Below are 22393 nucleotides of genomic sequence, written 5' to 3'. Positions count from 1 at the left end.
CGTGTTTCGGTGCCGATTCCGTCTCGGAATCGGCCTGTTTCGGTGTAAGGCGGTCGTGTTAACTTCGGTCGCGGCGCATGGACTGCCAGACTGGCATGGGGCGACCCGGTCTCAGATGTACAACGCCGGATCGGCGTACGGATCGGTCGTCGAAGCGCCGGGTCTGGACGTGGCGGCGAGGCCGACGGCGACGTGTCCGGCCGCGACGTCGCGCACCACGACCGCGTTGGCGCCGACTTTGGCGTCGTCGCCGAGGACGATCGGGCCGAGTACTTTGGCGCCTGCGCCGATGAGGACGCGGTCGCCCACGGTGGGGTGGCGTTTGCCCTTGTTCATGCTGACGCCGCCGAGGGTGGAGCCGTGGAACATGACGACGTCTTCGCCGATCACGGTGGTCTCGCCGATGACGACGCCCATCCCGTGGTCGATGAACATCCGCCGCCCGATGCTGGCGCCCGGGTGGATCTCAATGCCGGTGAGGAACCGCGAGAACTGCGAGAGCAGCCGTGCGGGCAGGCGGAGCAGGCCGCCTGCGTTCCACATCCGGTGTGACACTCGGTGGATCCAGAGTGCGTGGACACCAGGGTAGGCGAGCGCGATCTCGATGATCGACCGCGCCGCGGGATCCCGCTCCTGAGCGACCAGCAGATCTTCGCGCAGGTCGCTCAGGAGTCGGGACAGCGAGGACATCAGTCGACCAGGCCTTCGAAGAGGGCAGTCGACAGGTACCGCTCACCGAAGTCGGGGAGGATGACGACGATGGTCTTGCCGGCGAACTCGGGCCGCTTGGCCACCTGGACGGCCGCCGACAGCGCAGCACCTGACGAGATGCCGACGAGCAGTCCTTCTTCGGTCGCCGCGCGGCGGGCCCACTTGAGCGACTCGTCGATGTTGATGTCGATGACCTCGTCGTAGACGTCGCGGTCGAGCACGTCGGGGACGAAGTTGGCGCCGAGGCCCTGGATCTTGTGGGGGCCGGGTGCGCCGCCGTTGAGGATCGCCGACTCTTCGGGTTCGACGGCGAAGATCTTCACTTCGGGCTTGCGGGATTTGATCACCTGGCCGATGCCGGTGATGGTTCCGCCGGTGCCGATGCCGGAGACCACGGCGTCGACGCCGCCGTCTGTGTCGTTCCAAATCTCTTCGGCGGTGGTCTTGCGGTGGATCTCGGCGTTGGCCGGGTTCGCGAACTGGCGGGCGAGGACGGCGCCGGGACGTTCGGCGGCGACCTTCTCGGCGGCGTTGACGGCGCCTGCCATGCCCTCGGACGGCGGGGTGAGGATGAGTTCGGCGCCGAAGGCGCGGAGGAGGGCGCGTCGTTCCTTCGACATCGACTCGGGCATCGTCAGGACGACGTTGTAACCGCGGGCGGCGCCGACCATGGCCAGGGCGATGCCGGTGTTGCCACTGGTGGCTTCGACGACGGTGCCGCCTGCGGGGAGTTCACCGGAGGCTTCGGCTGCGTCGATGATGGCGACGCCGATGCGGTCCTTCACCGAGTTGGTGGGGTTGTAGTACTCGAGCTTGGCGAGGACGGTGGCTTCTGCACCGTCGGTGATGCGGTTGAGGCGGACCAGCGGGGTCCGTCCGATGAGCGCGGTTGCGTCGTCGAAAACATTGGCAGACATGGCAACTCCTATGTTGCTGAGGATCCGATGGAAAGGTCGCGAGAAGAGGTCTCGCGAGAGTTGAGGGGCTCGTGAGCGCCGGGCGTGACACGTCGACGCATCGACGAGGCACTGCTGGAGGCCGGGCGCTCTACCGACAGTGGTCGGTGAGCAGGTGAACCGTGTGTGCGAAGAGAGCGAGGGACAGGCGACGGCTGTGGTCCACCGTGTCCTCCTCGTGATCGTCGGTCCGTCGGCTGATCAGACAGCCGCTGTTCAGTCTAATCCCGTCTGCCGGTCCCGTGCAGCCGCGACCCCTCAGTCGAGTCCGCGCGCGGCCAAGGTCTCGGCGAATCCGTCGGCGGTGTCCAAGGTCGCGAGGATCGCGGGCGCGAACAGCACGCGTGGTCCCGGCCGCAGGCCCCGAGCACGTCGGGCCTCGTCGACCCGGGTGAATACTTCGGTGATGAGCGGGATGCTGCGGATGGTGAGGGCGAACGTCATCGCAATGAGGTCGGTGCGGACGCCGATGCGTGCCAGCGGCGACATCGCCCACGTGAGCGCGGCCAACATGTCGGCGGTCCGGGTGGTTAGGGTGACGACGGCGGCCAGGCAGACGGAGGCGAGCAGAATGGCACAGACGACGAGCGCGTTGCGCCAGTCGGACAGAATCCATTGCAGGACGAAGAGTGCGATGAGTATCCAGACGACTCCGCGTATCTGTGCCCACACCAGCCGGATCGGCACCCAGGCGAGTGCGAACGACACGATCGTCGCCCCGACCGCGATCCCGGCCGCCATCGGTGTGCGCACGACGAAGGTCATCGTGATGATCGACGCCGCGAGCAGGAGGAACTTGAGTCCGGCGGGCAGTCGGTGAAGCACGGAGCGTCCGGGGACGTAGACGCCGATCACGCCATGGCCCGCCGATAGAACGCCAACGCCGGACCTGGTTCGTCATCGGCGACGACCTGGCCGTCGTCGATGACGAGGACGCGGTCGTAGTCGGTGAGGAAGTCAAGGTCGTGCGACAGGACGATCAATTGTTCGCCCAGCCCGGCGAATGTCTCGCGCAGCATCAGCGAGTTCCGCAGATCGAGCATCGTGGTCGGTTCGTCGGCGACGAGGATCGACGGTCCGAGCACCATGACTGACGCCAAAGCCAGTAGCTGCTTCTGCCCGCCGGACAGTTGGTGTGCGGGTTGGTCGGCGTGCCCGTCGAGCCCGAACTCCGACAGCACCGAGAGTGCTCGCGTCTTCCGTTCGGTCTTGTCTTTGATGGTCCGCGACAGGGACAGCTCGATGTCTTCGGCGACGGTCGGCATGATGATCTGCCGGTCGGGGTCGCTGAAGATGAAACCGACGTCGCGTCGGACGGCGCGCTTGTTCTTGCGGACGTCGAGTCCGTTGACGGTGACGGCGCCGCGGTCGGGGATGATCAGGCCGTTGATCATGCGGGCCAACGTCGACTTGCCCGAGCCGTTGGCGCCGACGATGCCGATCCGCCGCTGCGTCAGTTCGAGGGAGATGCCGGACAGAACGCGACGGTCGCCGAAGCTGTGTTCGACGCCGTCGAACACGATCGACGTGTCAGGCATGTCTGCGGACGCGCAGCGGGGTGATGAGCCCTGGTCGGCCGCGGTGGACGGGTGCGGCGATGAGGGCGGCGAGGATGGCTTTGATCAGGTCGCCGACGACGAACGAACTGTTGGTGGCGAGTGCTGCGCCGACGGTCATGTCGGCCTTGATCATGAGGCCGATGGTGCCGCACGCGTAGAGCACGGCCATGCCGCCGATGAGGTTGATGACGATGCCGAGAACGATGTTGTACTTGGGCATCATCATCGCCGTGAGCACGCCGATCACGATGACGGCGGGGAGGAAGCCGACGAAGAATCCGGCGGTCGGCGCACTCAAGGAGACGAGTCCGGTGCGCCCGCCCGACAGGATCGGCAGGCCTGCGATCGCCAGGACCATGAAGATGACGACGGCGAGCGTGCCCTTCTTCGGGCCGAGGACTGCGCCTGCCAGCATGACGCCCAAGCTTTGCAGCGTGATGGGCACGCCCGCGGACAGGTTGATCTGGCCGGGCAGGCCGAGCACGGCGATGAGCGCCGCGAACACGGCGGCCTGCGTCAGGTCGGCGAGCGAGAGCGCCCACGGTCGGGCGGTGGTGGAGGCGTTGATCACCTGGACATCGTATTTCGTCGGGGTGATGCCCTACGCATCGCCCCCTGTACGTCGTACAGGGATGTGGCGTGTTCGTTGCTCATGCAACAGCGAGCGGCCGTCGGTTCGTCATATGTTCGTATGGGCGCGAGGGTAATCGCCTCCACCGTCACCTGGTGTTGGACAGACTGTTTCGGTGAGCGTGACGGAGATTGCCGGGTACCGCGTCCTTCGCCTGCTTGGCGCCGGCGGAATGGGGCAGGTGTTCCTGGCGGAGCATCCTCGTCTCCCGCGCCACGATGCCGTGAAGCTTCTCGACGCAGGGGTGTCGCGCAGCGACGACTTCAAGGAGCGTTTCCGTCGCGAGGCCGACGTGCTCGCGCAGCTCAGTCATCCGAACATCGTCACCCTGTACGACCGCGGTGAGGTCGACGGCCGGCTGTGGATCTCGATGGAGTACGTCGCCGGCACCGACGCGGCGGAGATGGTGGCCAAACGTGGTCCGCTCGACCGAGAACTGGTTCTGGCGCTCGTCGGCGGCGCGGGTGCCGCACTTGATCACGCATGGCGCAAACGCCGCGTGACGCACCGCGACGTGAAACCGGCCAATATCTTGGTCGGGCTGGACGAGAGTGACGGCGACGCTCGGATCGAGTCCGTGAAGTTGGCCGACTTCGGAATCGCGAAAGCTGCGGGTGAGGCGACCTCGCTCACTGCGACCGGGTTGACCGTCGGCACGATGCAGTACACGTCGCCGGAAGCGATCGAAGGTCGGGAACTAAACAACCGGGCCGACGTCTACTCGCTCGGCTGCACGGCGTTCCATCTGCTTACGGGGCGGCCGCCGTACTCGGGGAGTTCGATCACTGCGCTGCTCTCGGCGCACCTGCACCAGGCGCCGCCGCGGGTGAACGACGTCGCGCCGTCGGTCGACGCGGTGTTCGCGAAGGTCTTGGCCAAGGATCCGGCATTGCGGTACGCCTCGTGCGGTGAGTTCGTCGACGACCTGGCGAGGGCCCTCGACGGTGGGGCGGGGCCTGCGTTCGATCGGACGTTGACCGCAGCGTCGATGCCGCCTGGCGATGTCGCCCGCGGTGAGAAGAACCGGACCGCCGTGTACGCCGTCGCGACGCTCGCGGTGGTTCTGGCTGTGGGCGTGGCCGCGGCACTCGGCGTGTACATCGCGCGGGACGATGGTTCGCCGGCGACAGACGCCGCACCAGTGACGTCGTCGTCGCAGCCTACGCGCGTCACGCGAACCGTCACGGCGCCGGCGACGTCGACCACGGCTGCTGCGGTACCGGAAGGCACGTGGACGCCGGAGGAGGCGCTGCCGGTGACGACGACGGAAGACGCGGTGCCGTACGAGGGCAAGCCTTGTGGGCCGGACGAGTTCGGTGCGACGTCGGACGACGGAACGTTGAGATGCAGCGCGCTGGAAGGCGGGTGGGTGGACACGACGCATGAGGGGCATGCGACGGTGCAGTTCGGCGCGCCGTGCTCCGAGCCGGGCGCGCGTGCGAGGGTCACGGCGACCGAGCGGATCGTCACCTGTCGTGCCGCTGCGTCGGGAGGCAGTTACTCGTGGCAGGACTGAAATTTCGCGCTAGCCGGTTGTGATCGGTGAGCGATGCGCGGACGATGAATGTAATCTCTGCCGATCCGGGAGGTTCCCGATGACACTTCGTCTGCCCGGAGCGAATCGTCGCGCGGCGCATCAGGTGTTCAGTCAAGGGTTCTATCCGGACCCCGAGTTCGATTTCACCGTCCGCTGTGTTCTCGGCGGCACCGGATACGGGGCGGCCGAACCGGGCGAAGTGTTCGCGACCATCGACACGGCGCCGTCCGGCGACCACCAGCGTTGGTTCGACGCCTGGTCGGCGACGGGAGAGCGGGCCCGCGCGCTCGCCGACGCAGAGTGGGCGGCGGGTCGGATGGCGGCCTCGGCCGGCGCCTACCTGCGGTCCGCCACGTATTTTTCGGTGGCGGTGGACGCGGCGAGCGCCCTGGACGACGACGAGGCGCTGCACACCGCCTTTCGACGGCACCGTTCGTCCTGGGACGGTTTCGTCGAGGCCTCCGGACCACTGGCTGAAACGGTGGCGATCCCGTACGAGAGCACGGCCATGCCCGGGGTGTTCTTCACACCAGTCGCAGCGCCGGGGCCGCGCCCGACACTGGTGATGGTCAATGGCAGTGACGGCGCAATCAGCAGCATGTGGGGGCTCGGGGCCGCGGGAGCGCTTGAACGCGGTTACAACGCACTCGTGTTCGACGGCCCCGGCCAGCAGTCAATGCTCTTCGAACAAGGAGTGGGTTTCCGGCCGGACTGGGAGGCGGTGCTGACGCCGGTCGTCGACTTTCTGCTCGCCCGCGACGATGTCGATCCGGACCGGCTCGCAGTGTGGGGGATCAGCCAGGGCGGCTTCTGGGTACCGCAGGCTCTGGCATACGAGAAGCGTTTCGCCGCGGCCGTCGCCGATCCGGGGGTGGTGGATGTCTCGACGTCATGGAATGCGCACATTCCCGAGTCGCTGCTCAAGAAGTTCCGGGCCGGCGACCGGAAGGCGTTCGATCGAAATATGGCGTTCGGGATGAAGTTCTCAACCGACAGCCGACGTACCTGGCGTTTCCGGTCGCGGCCGTACGGGCAGGAGAGCTACTTCGACACGCTTGCCGAGGTCAGCCGGTACGCGCTTTCGGACTCTGTGGCCGCGCAGATCAGCACGCCGTTGCTGATCACCGATCCCGAACACGAACAATTCTGGCCGGGGCAGTCCGCGGCCCTGGCCGATCTGGCAGGCGACGCGACCCTGGTCCCGTTCACCGCTTCGGAGGGCGCCGACTTCCACTGTCAACCGATGGCCCGCAAGCTCTGCGACGCGCGCGTCTTCGGATGGCTGGAGACACAGTTTGGGGCGGTGACGGCACCCAGTCGAGACGGTTGACTGCTTTGGGTGTCAGCCTGGCATTGCCGAACAGGGCTCTGATCAGTGCGAGGCCGCCGGAAATGTCGGTGCGGGGTGGTGTCCTTCCGGTATGGAACCGGTCGTAACCATGTGGATCGTCGTGGCGGTCGCTGCGCTCGTCGCGGCGTGGACGTGGTCACGCGGAGTTCCCCTTTCTCTGGTTCGGACGTTCTCGCCTGTCCGAGCGGCGCAGCAGGAGAGCGCGGCCCGGCACCGTCGGCGGACCGCCGAATGTGAACGGTTCGAGGCGAGCGCGCGAGCTTCCGGCCACGCTGTGGAGCAGGGGCACTTCTCGGGCTTCGAGACCCTTGCTGTCGACGTGTGGATGCGGCGGGACTTCACGTTGCGTCACCGCGCGGTCGGCCTGGGCTGGATTCCGTTCGTCCCGAAGCCCGAGCATCACGAGACGCGAGAGGTCACCCGAGGTCGGCTCGAGCGCGCTTACCGGTTGAACGACGAAGAACGGACCGTCGTCCAGGTGTTGCACGCGGATGACGGGGGCCGGATCGCGATTGCCGCCGCGGTCGTCGCGGCACGAATCTATCGGTATCCCGTGTGGCACAGCGGATTGTTCGAAGACGTGTACGCACGAGTCGATCTCGCCGACGAGGTCACTTATCTGACGAGGGCCGCGACCGAGATCCGTGACCAATTCGGCCGCGCCGAAGCGCCTACCGGGCCTATGGCCTCCGACGAGGACGTCGTGGCTCTCTACATTCAGAAGTCGAATCTGTTGCAGAGTCGGCTCGATGCGCTACTCGAGCGTTTGCGCGCGCTCGACGAGCTTCGAACCGTCGTCGCACGGCTTCAGACGCGATCGGACAAGAACGATTGGCTCGATAGCGCCGGCTCGCTCGACGACGTCGACGTCGGTGCCGACGCGGTGGCCGACTCGCTCTATGCCGTCGATATCCGTGATCGGGCGAAGTCGGCCGAGGCGGCTGCGGCGATTCACTTCGAGTCCGCTCGTCTGCCGAAATTGTTGCCGGAAGCCGAGTAGGTGTTTTCCACCGCCACAACCTCCACCGCAGCCAACTCGTCGGCGCGCAGCGTCGCGTCGATCCCGGCGATCGCTCCGGTCGGCGTGAACGTCACGTCCATCACCAGGTAGAGGGCGCCGCCCTCGCCGGACGGATGTGGAACGGCGACGCCAATTGTGCCGTCGATGAGCACGGTCAGCGCGGTCTTGGCGCGGAACATGAACGCTTCGGCGATGGCCGGTGCACCGTCGACGAGTGCGGGCGCTTCGTCGTCGGCGAAGGTGCGGAACACGGCGTCGGGGTCGAGGAGGTCGACGAGAGCCCGGAAATCCCCGTCTCGTGACGCGGACAGGAATGCCGAAACAGTATGAGCACGTGTCGAACTGGCGGTCGGCGGCTGGACGGACACGCGTTTGCGCGCTCGGCTCGCCACCTGACGCGCGGCGGCAGGCGACTTTCCGAGAATCGTCGCTACGTCGTCGAACGGCACACCGAAGACGTCATGCAGCACGAAAGCGACGCGCTCGGGTGGGGCCAGTGTCGCAAGGACCGCATCGAGAGCGGAGCCCACGGCATCGGCGAGTTGCGCCTCGTCGTCGGGGCCGGCATGTCGGTCGACGGCGGTGACAGTCTCGATGGGCACCGTCTCGCGTCGTGCACGCAGCATATCGAGGCAGATGTGGGAGACGACGGTGGTGAGCCATGCCGTCGGATTGTCGATCTCGTCGTCGACTGTGGCGCTCCGAATCCACGCTTGCTGCACAGCATCCTCGGCGTCTGCCTGCGATCCGAGGATCCGGCCCGCCACCGCGAGCAGTCGCGGGCGCGCGTTTTCGAAAATCTCTGTCTGCACTTGTCACATCCTTCTCCGTTGCGGCGTCATATGTATGACGGAGCAACAGCTTCGTCTGTGACACCTGGCCCGGAGCCGGGTCGATATCGAGGAGCTCGACATGACCGCACGTATGACCAATCCCGCGATGCTGCTGCCCGGCGTGTACGACGCGCTGGCCGCGATCCAGAAAGCCGTCGCCGACACCGGACTGCCTCAGGACCTGTGCGAGATGGTGAACATGCGCGCCAGCCAGATCAACGGCTGCAGCACGTGTCTCGACGGCCATTGGCGGATCGCGCGCCGGCTCGGAGTCAGCGACGAGAAGCTGTTCGCTGTCGGCGCGTGGCACGACATGCCGTACTTCACCGACGCCGAACGCATCGCCCTCGAACTGACCGAGGAACTGACCCGGCTGGCAGACAATCCCGAAGCAGTGTCGGACGACCTGTGGGACCGTGCCGCTGACGAGTTCGACGAGGCGCAGCTCGCGGCACTCGTCGTCGCGATCGGGAACATCAACCTCTACAACCGCGTGAACCATGCGACACGGCAGCCCGGCGGTTCGTGGAAGCCGTGAGACGGCCACATCCGCCGACGTCGGTGTACGTTACTTTCAGTCACGGATTCACTGCTGGAAGAGGCATCGATGCGTCGGATCATCCTGCTCGGCGCGACCGGATACACCGGATCGCGTGTGCTCAACGAACTCGCGATCTCAGGCGGTGCCGACGTCGTCCTTGTTGGGCGCAGCCGCGAACGGCTGCAGGCGCAGGCGGACGCGTCCGGCATTGACTGTCAGATCGTGGAAGCCGATACCGCGGCGCGCGGAGCCCTCGATTCACTGCTGTCCGGTGACGACGTCGTCGTCTCGACAGTCGGACCGTTCGGGGAACTGGGTAGGGAAGTCGCACGCAGCGTCGCTCGGATCGGCGGTGTCTACTTCGATTCGACGGGTGAGCCCCCGTTCATCGAGTGGATGTTCCGTGAACTCGACGAGCGTGCTCGCGAGACCGGAGCGTTGCTTGTGCCCGCGTTCGGGTACGACTACGTGCCCGGCAATATCGCGGGCTGGCTCGCCGCACAGGACGGCGGGCCGGAAGTGGCGGCTGTCGAGGTCGGCTACTTCCTGATGCAGGGCAGTCGCGGTGGGTACCGCCCGGTGAGGTTGAGGCATCTGCCGGACGTGACGACACCGGGTACTCGGGAGTCCGCGTTCAAAGTGCTGGCCGAGCCTGCGTTCGCGTTCCGTGCGAGTGCAGGCGACCGCTTCGGTCTGGAACCGCAGCGTTCGGGCTCGAGGATGCTGCGGTTCGGGGTCGACGGTCATGCCTTGAATGCGCTGTCGATCGGCGGGTCCGAGCACTTCGGACTGCCCGAGGTACTGCCCGATATCTGCAGCGTGGACGTCGGTCTGGGCTGGTTCGGACCGGCGGTGGCGCCGGTGCATTATGCGACGCGAGCGGCCGGACCGCTGGTCACGAGTGACCTCTCGCGGCGGGTGACCGCGGCGGCCGCCGAACGCATGCCGTTCAAGAAGCGGTTTCCGAGAGCGCAGGCGCGGACCGTCGTCGTCGGCCGGACCCGAGACACGGCCGATCGTGTGCTGTCGGAGATCGTGATGGACGGGCCGGAACCGTACGCGATGACGGCCGGCCTGTTGAGTCGGGCGGCGCGGATTGTTGCGGCGGGAGACGGCGAGCCGACCGGCGTGCGTGGACCGCTAGCGGCGCTGGGAGCAGAAGAACTGGTCCGAGTCGGCGAGAAGATCGGATTCACTCGGGTGTGATCGCGGGGTGAGCCTGCGAAGTCGGTCGGGGGACACGCGCTTCCCAACGCGCCCGATACCATCGGCCCATGGACGGTGAGGACAGCAGCGAGCAGATCTACTTCGCCGGCGGCTGCCTCTGGGGAGTCCAGGCTTTCATCGCGACGCTGCCCGGAGTGACCTTCACCGAGGCGGGGCGCGCCAACGGTGCCAGCCAGTCGATCGACGGCCCCTACGACGGGTATGCCGAGTGTGTGCGAACGCGCTTCGACCCGGCCGTCGTGAGCGTCGAGCAGTTGATGGCGTACTTCTTCGAGATCATCGACCCGTACAGCGTGGACCGGCAGGGCCCGGACGTCGGTCAGAAGTACCGCACCGGCGTGTACTCCGACAGCCCGTCCCACCTCGACCAGGCGCGGGCGTTCATCGCAGCGCGCGACGACGCCGATCGGATCGCGGTAGAGGTGCTTCCGATCGCCAACTACGTGCGGAGCGCGCAGGAGCACCAGGATCGGCTCGCGCGTTTCCCCGACGATTCTTGTCATCTCCCCGCGGAGTTGCTGACCAAGTACAGCGACTGAACCAGGGGTGCGGTGGCACCAGCATCGGCGATTACCCACCCCGTGGACTTATGACACGATTGCAAGCGTGAACAACGGGTCGAGTGCACGCCGAGGCCGCCCACCCAAGGGCTCGCCGCTGCTGTCCAAGCCCGCCATCGTGCAGGCCACGCTCCAGGTGATCGACGCCGAGGGGGTGGGCGGGGTCAGCATGCGCGCAGTCGCGAGGGTTCTCGGTGTCGACCCCAAGAGCCTCTACAACCACGTCGACGGCAAGGACGGGCTGTTGGATGCGGTGGCCGAAGCGCTGCTGGGCGCACTCGATCTGCCCGATCCGACCGGTGACCTCGCGGCCGATCTGACGGCGATCACCTACGCGTTCCGCGATCGCGCGTTAGCGCAACCGGACGCCGCTGCACTAGTCCTGACCAGGCCGATGTCGTCGCTCGAGGGACTCGCACCCGTCGAAGCGGTACTGAGCGTCTTGCGAACCGCAGGGTTCGATGCGCGGGAGTCGGTGCATCTCCTCCGCGTCGTCCTCGCAACTTTGATCGGCACGCTGCTACGAGAGGTCAACGCGGGGCCGACATTCGGGTCCGATGACGTCGCCGGGCGCACAGCCGTGCTGGAAGCAAGCTGTCTTCCGGCGGTCGCGGGTGCAGCGCCGTATCTGGCGATGTTCGACGCTCAGCGAGAGTTCGACTACGCGGTTGAGCTGTGCGTCGACGCGGTGCTTCGCCGAGTACCGCGCGCGGCCGATCCGAGCGACGGCGACTAGCCGCGTTGTCCCGACGATTCTCGCGCCGCCGCTAGAAGTGTCGGGTCGTGGGCGTTGACGATCTGTAGTCCAGGGGCGTTGGACGCCAACAGTTCCCGGAGCCGCTCATGATTTTCGCGGACTCTCGGCCAGTCGAAGGCGACGGTGCGCTCCATAGCGAGCAGTCCGAGCGGCGCCTTGCCATGGCCGCCGATCTGGCGGGAATGATAGAAGGAGTCGCCTGCGTGCAGGACCCAGCGACCGTGGCCGGCGTCGACGGCGATGGCAGCGTGTCCGCGACTGTGCCCGGGGAGCGCGAGCATGACGATGCCGTCGCCGATCTCGGTCAGCTCGGTGGCGCTCGCGAATCCGCGCCACTGATCACCGGCTGCGGGTTCGTGGCGCACTAGCTCGGGGCGGTGGTCGCGCTGTGCCGGTAGGTAGCGTGACTTTTCCGCGAACGTCCGCGGCGTGAGCGCAGCGTTCGCTTCGTCGCCGGTCAAGTGGATTCGCGCCCACGGGAAGTCGGCGATCCCGCCGACGTGGTCGGCGTCGAAATGAGTCAGGACGATATCGCGGACATCGTGTGGGTCGAACCCGAGAGCCTGAACCTGTCTGACTGCGGCTTCGGCTTCGTCGAACACCGGACGCACGACGAAGCGCGACGGACCGAACAGCTTGCCGGGTTCGCTTCCGTATCGCAGACCGAGACCGGTGTCGACGAGAGCCAGCCCGGTCGGAGTCTCTACCAACAGGACGTGGCAGACCAACCCGCCGGGTGTCGCGAGCGGGCGCATGGTCCCGCAGTTGAGGTGGTGGACTTTCAACGCCGTCATCGCAGATCGTCCGGTGGCGACGTGTCGGTCAGACGCGGATCGGGTTCCGCCCCGGACATGGCCAGCGCGCCTTTGGCGACGCCGAGGAGGGTCGCCAGGTCTCGCGGGCTCTTCTTGTCCAATCCGCCAATCAGCTGTTTGAGAATCGTGAGCTGGTCGAAGTAGATCCGCTCGACGATCAGGTTCTCGTCCTCGTCGAACACGAAGTATGCGGTCATGCGGGTGCGGTGCTTGCTGCCGGTCGGCGGGATAGCGCCCAGCGGCCCCTTGTGGGTGCCGAGCAGCCAGAACTCGACGATCACCGAATCGTGGCTGTGACGGATGTCGATGATTTCGTGGTCTTGGTCGGGGAACGCGACGCGCGTGGCGTTGTAGTAGTCGCGTACCTCGTGATCGCCGTCGTGGACGATCATCTGGGCGATCAGCTCGTAGTGCGGGTGCGGGAACGTCGACAGGGTGGCGTCCCAGTCCTGCACGACCTCGTCGTGGAAGTGGTCGAGGACAAGCTTCTCGCGGGCACGAAGGACGTCTTCGGGAGGGGTGGTGAATCGGTCGGTCATCGCGGTTCTCCTGGATCGAATCGGGGCGGTGATCGGGAGGGGCGCGGTTGCATCGCAAGGAGTGATCCGCGTCGTGGGGTCGCAAGCGATACTATACCCACGATGTGGATTTAAGGCGTGGCGATGGATTGAGGTATTCGCGGCTGGCTCATCGAGTAGGTGCCTTCGACTCCGGAAACTGCTCGAACATCTGCGAGGTGTCCAGGGCTCCGGAAAGGTCGCATTTCATGAGGTCCTCACTAGTTTTGTAGCGTGATCTGGGTCTGGCGTGGTGGCGGCAGGCGTGGGCGATGTTGGTTTCACCGGCCAGGCGAAGGATTCCGATGGCGGTGTTGCGCAGGCTGGCCATGACGTGTGGGGCGTTGCCGGTGCGGACCTGGGAACGGTCTTCGTCGAAGGTGACGTCGCGGACCCAGTGCAGGCGATTCTCGATTCCCCAGTGGTTTTGGACCCATCCGGCGAGTACGGCCGGTGGTGCGTCGGCGAATGGTGCAGAGGTGATGAGGTAGACGATCTCGACGGTGCGGCGGCCGTCGCGGCCGGTGATCGTGCGACGGAGCTGGGCGACTTGGGAGGCGCCGGGGAACTCGATCCACGCCGGGACGTTGGTGCGGGTCTGGGTGGTTCCGCGGCCACGGTCGGTGCTGGTGGTCGAGGGCACGTCGGCCCAGGGCAGAGTTTTGAGTTTGCGGCGCAGAGTCGGGGTGTTGTTCTTGACGGTGAACACGTAGTCGCCGCCGACGGAGTTCGACGAATCCGAACGGACTACATACTCGCGATCCGTGAGCGTCGCCTCACTTACCGCGAGCATATCGACGACATCCGACAGATGCTCAGCCGGATCCCAATCGTGGCTGCATGTGATCTGTGCCGCCGATCCGGGTTGTCGGAGTGGTGTGCCACAGTATGTCGAAGATGTCGGAAGGTGCGAGATATGACTGATTCGTTACGCGACGATGCGACGCGTCGTGAGTTCGATCTGCGCAAGGCGATGGGTAAGGCGCGGTTCGCGATCGAGCTCAATCCCGGACTCGACATGATCGAGGAGATCACTTGCGAGTTCCGCGCCGCGGTGATCGCGTCGGCGCACCCGTCACGGGCCATCCTGCGGTTCCCTTCACTGACGCTGATGACGCTGGTCGGGCATGCGATAACGTCCTATCGGGACTACTGGGATACGTTCTGGGAAGTGGTCGGCGTCGAGCGGAGTCCGGACATCGAGGCGGCCCTTCGCCACTCGTTGAGCGACCTCTTGCAGCGATGCGGACTTGATCCGATGGTCGGCCACGTCAACGACCATCAGTACGTGATGGCTGTCGCTGCGCACGCCGGGATCCCGATGCAGTCGGTAGACGGGCTCCTGACCTCCCTGGAGGACTACGCGCGTGCGGGACACGACCTCGATGCTCCGTCGTTCATCGAATGGCTGACCGACGCGACCGTCGAACATCGGATGAACCGTCTCGACCTCCCGGTGCAGACGTTCATCTCCCGTGGCGAGACGCTCGCGGTGAATGTGATCGACCGGATCATCGACCTCGCGAAATTCACTCTCGAACAGCCTGACGTCTGGCACGAGGTTCCACTCGACACGACCACGACCGGGGTGCCCGATGTCATCCTGACGCAGATCCTGGCTCGGTTCGCTGAGCGGCCGTTCATGTCTGCGAGCGGCCCTGCAGCGGCGATGTCAGTAGTCCGCCCGGCCAAGCTTCGGTATTCGGTTGAGGACAACCAGATCGTCGTCGAGCTACCGTATCCGATCACCGAACCGCACGTACCGTGGCAGGTGAGCAGTGCGAAGGTGACGGTCGACGTGGTGGCCCAGCGTGGTTGGGGTGCACAGGCCGGTCAGCATCCGCCGACTCCTGCGCCGGTCACCGAGGTGTCGGCCGAGATAGGCGTTGCGCACGAGCCGACGCAGACGCGCAAGCGGTTCGAACTGTTCACCTCACACGAACCGTACGTCTTGTTCACCGAGGGCGGCCGTTGGCTCAAGGCGGGCGGAACACTGCCGCGCGGCCCTGTGTTTGTATTGATACCCCAGGACGCGGAGATCCTCGACTCAGAGACGGATGTCCCGATCGAATCGACGCGCCCGGCCTTTAGCCCGAACGGCTGGCGCGGATGGCGGATCCACACCCTGAACCTCGCCGGGCACGACGGCCTCTTCGTCCGCCGTGCGGGCTCGAAGGAGACCGTGGTCCACACCGAGCCGGAGGGGACGGCTGAGTTCTATTTCGAGGGTGCGGTCAGCGGACTGCGGACCGTGACGGGCCGGACCGTGTACAGCGAACGGCCGGTGGTGGACTTCCCACCAGGCCCCAGTGAAGAGCCGCAGACTTGGCTGGTCGGTACGCGACGGGTCGGAGAAATAGAGTGGACCGAGTGTGAATGGGAGTCAGGTGACGAACTGACGTCGATCGACCCGTTCGACGGGATTCCCGCACCGCTGCTTGGCGAGTTCGAGGTCCGTGTTCAGCGTGGCGCGTCGGTATTGACGTGTCGGCTGTTCATCGCGGAAGGCGTCGAATTCGAGTACGGCGAACTGCGTGTCCCGGAGTCGGGCGGTCTGAGTAATAGCGTCGTCAGCATATACTCGGAGGACCCGCTGACCGCGAGCCCAGGCTTGCTCGCATTCGGTCCGACCGAGCGCGACGCCACGATTCGCCTCAGCGACGGAGACCGGACGTTCGATGCCGTCGTCCGACCGCCGGCCGCGGAACTACGTGTCGACCGAGTGGGCCACCCAGCGGACTGGCGCGTGATCCCGGCTGCGCTAACAGTGAAGGACGTCGAAGAGCGGCATGTCATTGCCATCCGGGTTCCGGATGCTAACGCCGTGACGTTCGAGGTTCTCACCCTCGATGGCGAGGTCCGGTGGACCGGCAACGGCAAGCAGAAGACAGCCGGAGTATTCTCCACGAACTCCGAGCGTTTCCGCGACGCAGTCACGGCGTTGGACGACGCGAAAATCGTCGCACACGTGACCCTCAGCGACGGCTCGCACGTGACCGTCGCGGTCTGTAACGTCAGCGCCGTCAAACGCGTCGAAGCTGTGACCATCGTTGACGGAACGCTCCTCTTCGACGGGCTCGCCGACGTCGAGGACCCCGCCGCGTGGATCTGGTCGATGACCGCACCGTGGCGACCTGTGCAGCACGTAGACATCCACGGAGACATCGCCGAGCTGCCCGAGGAGTTGGTCGATGCGGGTGGCGTGATTGTCGACGTCTTCTCCAACGATCCGTTCGGCATCCCCACCGAGCCGAGCCGGCCCGGGCGCGGTGCGGTGATCGTCGAGCATGACGGGTGGGTGCACGAAGACGACCCCGTCCTTGACGAGCTATCGGCGTATCTGGCCGACATCGGCACATTGCCTTCCGTTGACTCGGCCATGCCGCAGGTCTGGGCTGCACTCAAGATCCTGCCGACCGAGACGTCCGATCAGCTTAAGACCCGAGCCGGACTGCTATCGCTCATCGGCCATGATCCGCGGGCCGCGCTGGAAGCGCTTGGCAGCAGCAGTCTCAATGAGACTGAACACGTTTCGATGCTCATCGAGACCTCACTGGTCGATAAGTCGTTCGCCGCGACGATTACCGAGAACCCGCTACACCTGAACCCGTGGATCGGCTCGCTCGTCGAGATCTCCGATCTCCCGTCGCTGCGGGAGCGTGCCGACGAGGTTCTGGAGGAGCGTGCCGAGACGATCGCGTACCTGGCGAAGCAGGGCGGCGCGCCGCTGATCGATCTGTTGCGCACAGGCAATCTCGAGCACCCACTCGATGGCACCTTCGACAAGTACGCACCGGTGTTCGACGTGATGCCGGCCGCCCAGATGGAGTCGTTCATCGAGGCCAGCCGACTGGTGCCCGGGGGGATGCTCGAACGCGACAGTCGGGTGAAGGTGCTTCTTGACGACTTCGGCAACCGTGGAAAATGGTCGCGGAGTCCGGCGTGCGAGAACCTAAATGTGATTCCTCTTCTTACCACGATCCGCCGGAAGCACTCGGAGGTCGCCGACCTGGTCGTGGCGCGGAACGAAGCCCTCGACGGAGTCGATACGGGTGAGTGCCGGTGGGCTACTGTTCCGATGATCTCGATGACCCTCGCCATCGCCGCTCGACTCACCGCGCACCGAATGGCCTACCACCTGGTGACCGCAGAGATCCGGGACGCGTGGGTGACCATGGCGTCGCTGTTCCCAGGCTTGGTCGCCACCGACCTGTTGATCGCAGAAGCCGCTGTCTCACACGCCAAGTACGGCGACTTGATTGGAGATGTCCGATGACCGAGCGCTTGGACCCGCTGCACACCGGCCGTGGAATCGAGAGCGACTACAAGCGTTATCTCAAGACCCTTGTCTCACCGCGGATCCCCGATCTGGCGGCCGCGTTCGATGAGGCGGTCGACTCATCGGACCTCCTGACGAAGGGGCCGCTGCTGGAGCTCACTCCGCCGTACGAGCCGAGTAAGACGGCGCGGGAACTGATCGACGACGGCGTGCTGCACCCCGACTTCGGGGTGCTCGGCGAGGGGTTCAACCTCGACCAACCGTTTTACGCCCACCAGGAATGCGCAATCCGGAAGGTGACCGCCGGGCGGAACCTCGTGGTCAGCACTGGTACGGGCTCGGGTAAGACTGAGAGCTTCTTGGTCCCGATCCTCAACTCGCTTATCGCCGAACGTGCGATGGGGACACTCGGCCCGGGTGTGCGGGCTCTGCTCCTGTACCCGATGAACGCGCTTGCTAACGACCAGTTGAAGCGGCTGCGCGGCTTGCTCGCCGAATGCCCGGAGCTTACGTTCGGCAGGTATACCGGTGAGACCGAGGAGAAGGAGCAGAGGGCCGCAGCAGCGTTCGCCGCGGCGCATCCGGGGGAGCAGCGCCTATCAAACGAGCTGCTCTCACGCGAGGAGATGCGGCGCAACCCGCCCCACATTCTGCTCACCAACTACGCGATGCTCGAGTACCTCTTGCTCCGGCCCGCCGACACGGAATTGTTCGACGGTGCGCATGCTGGCGACTGGCAGTTCGTCGCGTTAGACGAGGCGCACGTCTATGACGGCGCGCAGGGTGCCGAGGTGGCGCTGTTGCTGCGGCGCCTCCATGAGCGCGTGGCGCATGGACGGAGGCTGCAGTACATCGCGACGTCGGCGTCGCTGACCGGCAGATCGCCGGAGACTTCGGGTGTCGAGGCTGCCGGTTTCGCAACTGACCTGTTCGCCGCGCCTTTCGAGTGGGTCGATGGCGACGAGTCGCGGCAGGACGTGGTGACAGCGACTCGGTTGAAGCGTCCGGAGGAGGCGATCTGGGCGCTGTCGCACGACGACATCTTGCAATCGATCGAGGTCGAGGCGGACCGTCTTCACGAGGAAAAGCACATCGTCGCGTTACGGGCTGCGCTAGCAGAAGGGCCGGTGGACGTCGCCGAACTCCGGATGACGATCTTCCCGGGCGCCGAGCGTGCGGCCGAATTGCTCGACGGCCTGGTTGCGATCGGATCTGCGTCGATCGACGACACCGGCAATCCGGTGCTGTCGGCGAGGTATCACATGTTCGTCCGGGCCACCGAGGGCGCGTTCGTCGCGTTCGGCGATGCCGCCCCGAGCGTGCATCTGGGTCGTCATGAAATCGACCCGGTCACCTTGCGGGCGGTCTTCGAGTTCGGCACCTGCCAGCGTTGTGGTGCGGTGCACTTGGCTGGAACGCCGACCAAGGTCGAGGGCCGCGAGTTCTTCAAGCCCGCCAACAATGAGGAGTCGGTACGCTGGCTCGTCTTGACCGAGGACGGCGCCGACGGCGTCGTTGATGAAGACGAAGAGACCTTCGCGGAAGATGAGCGGCGCGGCACCAACCGTAGAACGCTGTGCGGTGGGTGCGGTGTGCTCGCGGATGGTCCGTGCACAAACCCCGCGTGCGTCGGTGGCCCGCTGTTGGCCGTGCGAGAGCATCCACAGAAGACATCGAAGATGGGCACTTGCACGCAGTGCGGTGCACGCGCCCGACAGGTGATTCGGCGGTTGCGGACCGATGTGAACGCCGCTCCGGCCGTGGTGTCGACATCGCTGTACCAAGAGCTGCCGACCGGTGAAATCGGCAGCGAGGAGACCGGCGACGGTCGCAAACTATTGATGTTCTCCGACTCCCGTCAGGCGGCGGCGTTCGCCGCGCCGTACATGGAACGGACGTACGGGCGCCTGCTGCAGCGGCGTTACCTCACCCAGGCGTTGCAGGCGCACGCGCGCAGCGACGACCACCCGGCCGATGTCGAGGACCTCGCCGAGGGCGCGATGAAGCAGGCGCAGAAGGCGTACTACTTTCACGAACTGGACAGCCGGACGACCAAGCTCCGCGCGGTGAACCGGTGGGTTATGGCCGAATTGATGGCCGTCGACCAGCGGCAGACGCTCGAGGGCGTCGGACTGATGTCGGTCGATCTGAAGCGGTTGAGGAAGGCAGTGCTGCCTCGGGGGTTCACCTCGGTTGGGCTCGACGAGGAGCAGGTGTGGGCACTTCTAACCGAACTGGTGAAGACGGTTCGGCTCCAGGGCGCGATGACGCTGCTCGACGACATCGACATCCGCGATGAGATCTTCGAACCGCGGAACGTGTCGGTCCGTATCCGTGCTCACGGCTCGGACAAGGCGTCGCGCATTCTGAGTTGGATGCCGTCGGGCGATGGTCGGTCGACTAACAAGCGCATCCAGCTCGTGACCAAGGTGCTCACGGCGACCGGTGCCACCATGGATCCGGTGCGGTACGCGGAAGGCTGCTGGACGTGGTTGGCCAAGAACGGGTACGTCAAACTCGTCGCCGATCAGCGAAACTCGGACATCTACCAGGTGAGCCACAAGCACCTGGCGTTGCGCTCGGGGCCGGACGTTCCGTGGTTCCGCTGCACCTCCTGCCGGCGTCTGACCCCCCACGATGTCGTCGGAGTCTGTCCCGAGGGAGCCTGCAACGGGACGCTCGAGACGTATGAGATCCCGCGCGTCGACGCCGACCAGAACCACTACCGATCGCTGTACCAGACGATGGTGCCGGCACCGATGTCCGCGATGGAGCACACCGCGCAGTGGCGGTCGGTCAAGGCCGCGGAGATCCAACAGGACTTCGTCGCGGGAAAGGTAAACATCCTGTCGTGCTCGACGACGTTCGAACTCGGTGTGGACGTCGGTGACCTCCAGTCAGTGATGCTGAGGAACATGCCGCCGCGGACGGCCAACTACGTCCAGCGCGCCGGCCGTGCCGGTCGGCGTGCGGCGTCGGCGGCGTTCGTTGTGACGTATGCGCGGCGAAACTCGCACGACCTGTCGAAGTACCAGAACCCGGAGTCAATGATTGCCGGCGAGATGCGGATCCCGTGGATCCCTATCGACAACGAGCGGATAGCGCGCCGTCACGTGCACTCGGTGGCGCTCGCGGCATTCCTCCGCCACAAGGCTGACAACGACGGTATGACCTGGACCTACGCCGGCGACTTCTTCTCACCCGACGCGGATGGCTCGGATGCGCCGTCGACCGAGGTAACTAGGTTCCTCCGTCCGGTGCCTGACGGTGTGGCGCAGGCGATCGACGGCGTGCTGCCGCCGGAGCTGCGCAGCATTCTCGGGATCGACGACGGTACGTGGGTCAACGAGCTCGACTCGCTGCTTGACACCGCGCGGCTGGACATCCGTAACGACATCGAGACGTACGAGCGGTTGATCGAGGAGACCAAGGAGGACAACAAGCTGCTGGGCTTGGCTGCCCGGCTGCAGAAGACGTTGACAACGATCATGCGGCGCCAGTTGATCGGTTACCTTGCCAACACGAACGTGCTCCCGAAGTACGGCTTCCCGGTCGACACCGTCGACTTGCGGACAATCCACTGCGACGGAGACATCGCACGTGAGCTTGAACTGTCACGCGACCTCGCGCAGGCGGTGTATGACTATGCACCTGGCAACCAGGTCGTGGCCGGAGGCAAGCTGATCACTTCGCGTGGCCTCCACAAGCTGCCCAAGCGGGAACTCCGGCGTGTCCAGTACCGTGTCTGCCGCAACTGCGGAGACCTCGAGGCGGGTGTCGTGATCGAAGATCGGGACAGCTGTCCGCAATGTCAGGCAGACCTCGGTCACACCCGCGTTGCAGTGTTTCCGGAGTTCGGATTCGTCGCTGACCATACGGTGCAAGAGGTGCGCCCGGAGCCACCTGAGCGGCGGTGGGGCGGCACCAGCCACGTCGAAAACCTCGGTGAGGTCGGCGATTCCGTCACCTGGCCCGCTGCGAGTGACCCGAAGATCTCGGCGCGGGCGGGTACGCGGGCGCGGATGATGGTGATCTCCGACGGCGGTGGCCCCGGCTTCCACCTGTGCGATTGGTGTGGATGGGCGACGCCGGCTTTGGCGAGAGCTCCGAAGGATCACCGTCATCCGGTCACCAACCAGCCGTGCGTTGGTTTCACGTCGGCGGTGTCACTGGTGCACCGCTACGAGACCGACGTCGCCGAGATCACACTGAACGGGGTCGGCTACACCCGCGACGACGAGCCACAGTGGTTGTCGGCGCTGTATGCGCTCCTCGAAGGCGCTTCTGAGGCGCTGGAGATCAGTGCAGACGACATCGGCGGGACCCTGTCGTGGACGCCCGACGGCGATCGCAGCATCGTCCTGTTCGACACAGTCCCGGCCGGTGCCGGCGCAGTGAAGAAGATCGTCGACAACCTCGACTCCGTCCTCGCGACCGCCCACGCCCGGGTCGACGATTGTGACTGCGGCAAGGAGACGTCCTGCTACGGATGCTTGCGGTCCTTCCGGAACTCGCGGGAGCACGAGCAGCTCAGTCGCGAAGGTGCACTGCGAGTGTTTGCGGAGTTGGGAGTGGGGTGAGTTTCCCGCTGCCCAGCGGGTCGACGAGGGATGCCGGTGGACCGTAGTACGGATGCCGCTGTGGAGCTGACACTTTTGGAGCGGTTTCGTGCGGCCGGCGTGGGAGGGAATCATTTCGCTCGTGTCGAGTGTCACTCTGCTGAGGAACGCTGCGGGCGAAAGCATTCGGCCGGATCGAAATGCGCTGCGCGACGTCTACGCGCGACTGCAGACGCTTGACTACCGACTGATGCCCCTCGGCAGGTCTGGCTTGATGGGTCTGGACTGTTGCCGTTAGATGGGCAGGCTCAGCACTGTGGCCCGGAGCGGTGACCAGTGCCATGCCCCGCCGATAGAGTGTGCGACATGTATGGATGGTGGCCTTCGTTCCAGCACTTCTCGATTCCGGGGTCACACCCAGCAGCTGTGTCTGAGGACCTCGCGTCCGTCGAAGCTCACGCGCGGATGAACTGGAAAGTACTACGCAAAAGCCCCGTGG

General features: G+C 65.6%; 18 protein-coding genes. 9 read left to right on the top strand and 9 right to left on the bottom strand.

Going from position 1 to position 22393, the window contains the following annotated elements; all coding sequences use genetic code 11:
* Positions 1 to 111 precede the first annotated feature (111 nt).
* From epsC to L5G33_RS18205, 5 genes are all read right to left on the bottom strand, one after another.
* A complete protein-coding gene (gene epsC / locus L5G33_RS18225; protein WP_236999586.1) occupies positions 112 to 690 on the bottom strand; it encodes a serine O-acetyltransferase EpsC in 579 nt (192 codons plus the stop codon).
* Positions 690 to 1628 carry a cysteine synthase A gene (gene cysK / locus L5G33_RS18220; protein ID WP_236999585.1) on the bottom strand — a complete coding sequence of 313 codons (939 nt, stop codon included), beginning with the start codon at positions 1626 to 1628 and terminating at the stop codon, positions 690 to 692. The genes epsC and cysK overlap by 1 nt, the downstream gene beginning before the upstream one ends.
* Positions 1629 to 1925: 297 nt before the next feature.
* Entirely contained in the window at positions 1926 to 2522 is a 597-nt protein-coding gene (locus L5G33_RS18215; protein ID WP_236999584.1) for an energy-coupling factor transporter transmembrane component T family protein, read from the bottom strand.
* On the bottom strand, positions 2519 to 3205 hold the full coding sequence (locus tag L5G33_RS18210) for an energy-coupling factor ABC transporter ATP-binding protein (RefSeq protein ID WP_236999583.1): 687 nt from the start codon (positions 3203 to 3205) through the stop codon (positions 2519 to 2521). The genes L5G33_RS18215 and L5G33_RS18210 overlap by 4 nt, the downstream gene beginning before the upstream one ends.
* Complete coding sequence (locus tag L5G33_RS18205) at positions 3198 to 3797, bottom strand: biotin transporter BioY (RefSeq protein WP_236999582.1); 600 nt, start codon at positions 3795 to 3797, stop codon at positions 3198 to 3200. Before L5G33_RS18205 ends, L5G33_RS18210 begins: the two co-directional genes overlap by 8 nt.
* A 175-nt stretch (positions 3798 to 3972) precedes the next feature.
* Here L5G33_RS18205 and L5G33_RS18200 point away from each other — a divergent pair, with 175 nt between their 5' ends.
* The 3 genes from L5G33_RS18200 to L5G33_RS18190 all read left to right on the top strand — a co-directional run bounded on the left by L5G33_RS18200 (position 3973) and on the right by L5G33_RS18190 (position 7745).
* Positions 3973 to 5373: a serine/threonine-protein kinase gene (locus L5G33_RS18200; protein ID WP_236999581.1), complete on the top strand. Its 1401-nt coding sequence runs from the start codon at positions 3973 to 3975 to the stop codon at positions 5371 to 5373.
* Positions 5374 to 5452: 79 nt separating this feature from the next.
* Entirely contained in the window at positions 5453 to 6724 is a 1272-nt protein-coding gene (locus tag L5G33_RS18195; RefSeq protein ID WP_236999580.1) for an alpha/beta hydrolase family protein, read from the top strand.
* Positions 6725 to 6815: 91 nt separating this feature from the next.
* Positions 6816 to 7745, top strand: a complete 930-nt coding sequence (locus L5G33_RS18190) for a hypothetical protein (RefSeq protein ID WP_236999579.1) — start codon at positions 6816 to 6818, stop codon at positions 7743 to 7745.
* Here the strand turns inward: L5G33_RS18190 and L5G33_RS18185 are convergent.
* Positions 7697 to 8578: a sigma-70 family RNA polymerase sigma factor gene (locus L5G33_RS18185; protein ID WP_236999578.1), complete on the bottom strand. Its 882-nt coding sequence runs from the start codon at positions 8576 to 8578 to the stop codon at positions 7697 to 7699. The genes L5G33_RS18190 and L5G33_RS18185 overlap by 49 nt on opposite strands.
* A gap of 100 nt (positions 8579 to 8678) precedes the next feature.
* On the opposite strand from L5G33_RS18185, the gene L5G33_RS18180 reads away from it, so the two are divergent.
* The 4 genes from L5G33_RS18180 (at position 8679) to L5G33_RS18165 (ending at position 11663) form a co-directional block, all read left to right on the top strand.
* Positions 8679 to 9137: a carboxymuconolactone decarboxylase family protein gene (locus L5G33_RS18180; protein WP_236999577.1), complete on the top strand. Its 459-nt coding sequence runs from the start codon at positions 8679 to 8681 to the stop codon at positions 9135 to 9137.
* Between the two features lie 69 nt (positions 9138 to 9206).
* A complete protein-coding gene (locus tag L5G33_RS18175; protein WP_236999576.1) occupies positions 9207 to 10346 on the top strand; it encodes a saccharopine dehydrogenase NADP-binding domain-containing protein in 1140 nt (379 codons plus the stop codon).
* A 68-nt stretch (positions 10347 to 10414) separates the two neighbouring features.
* Entirely contained in the window at positions 10415 to 10906 is a 492-nt protein-coding gene (locus tag L5G33_RS18170; RefSeq protein WP_236999575.1) for a peptide-methionine (S)-S-oxide reductase, read from the top strand.
* A gap of 67 nt (positions 10907 to 10973) precedes the next feature.
* Complete coding sequence (locus L5G33_RS18165; RefSeq protein WP_236999574.1) at positions 10974 to 11663, top strand: TetR/AcrR family transcriptional regulator; 690 nt, start codon at positions 10974 to 10976, stop codon at positions 11661 to 11663.
* On the opposite strand, the gene L5G33_RS18160 is transcribed toward L5G33_RS18165, so the two are convergent.
* From L5G33_RS18160 to L5G33_RS18150, 3 genes are all read right to left on the bottom strand, one after another.
* Positions 11660 to 12478: an MBL fold metallo-hydrolase gene (locus L5G33_RS18160; RefSeq protein WP_308191598.1), complete on the bottom strand. Its 819-nt coding sequence runs from the start codon at positions 12476 to 12478 to the stop codon at positions 11660 to 11662. The genes L5G33_RS18165 and L5G33_RS18160 overlap by 4 nt on opposite strands.
* Complete coding sequence (locus L5G33_RS18155; protein ID WP_236999573.1) at positions 12475 to 13038, bottom strand: ester cyclase; 564 nt, start codon at positions 13036 to 13038, stop codon at positions 12475 to 12477. The genes L5G33_RS18160 and L5G33_RS18155 overlap by 4 nt, the downstream gene beginning before the upstream one ends.
* A 148-nt stretch (positions 13039 to 13186) precedes the next feature.
* Positions 13187 to 13867: an ISAs1 family transposase gene (locus tag L5G33_RS18150; protein ID WP_265743171.1), complete on the bottom strand. Its 681-nt coding sequence runs from the start codon at positions 13865 to 13867 to the stop codon at positions 13187 to 13189.
* Between the two features lie 105 nt (positions 13868 to 13972).
* On the opposite strand from L5G33_RS18150, the gene L5G33_RS18145 reads away from it, so the two are divergent.
* Together L5G33_RS18145 and L5G33_RS18140 are read left to right on the top strand one after the other, a co-directional pair.
* Positions 13973 to 17332 (top strand): hypothetical protein, encoded by a 3360-nt coding sequence (locus L5G33_RS18145; RefSeq protein WP_236999571.1) that lies wholly within the window; start codon positions 13973 to 13975, stop codon positions 17330 to 17332.
* Positions 17329 to 21915, top strand: coding sequence for a DEAD/DEAH box helicase family protein (locus L5G33_RS18140; RefSeq protein WP_236999570.1), 4587 nt, complete (start codon positions 17329 to 17331; stop codon positions 21913 to 21915). Before L5G33_RS18145 ends, L5G33_RS18140 begins: the two co-directional genes overlap by 4 nt.
* Positions 21916 to 22393 lie beyond the last annotated feature (478 nt).

Source organism: Gordonia liuliyuniae (assembly GCF_021738805.1).
Classification (GTDB): Bacteria; Actinomycetota; Actinomycetes; order Mycobacteriales; family Mycobacteriaceae; genus Gordonia; species Gordonia liuliyuniae.
The sequence above is the reverse complement of the archived record's forward strand: the minus strand, read 5'-3'. Positions and strand labels throughout refer to the sequence as shown.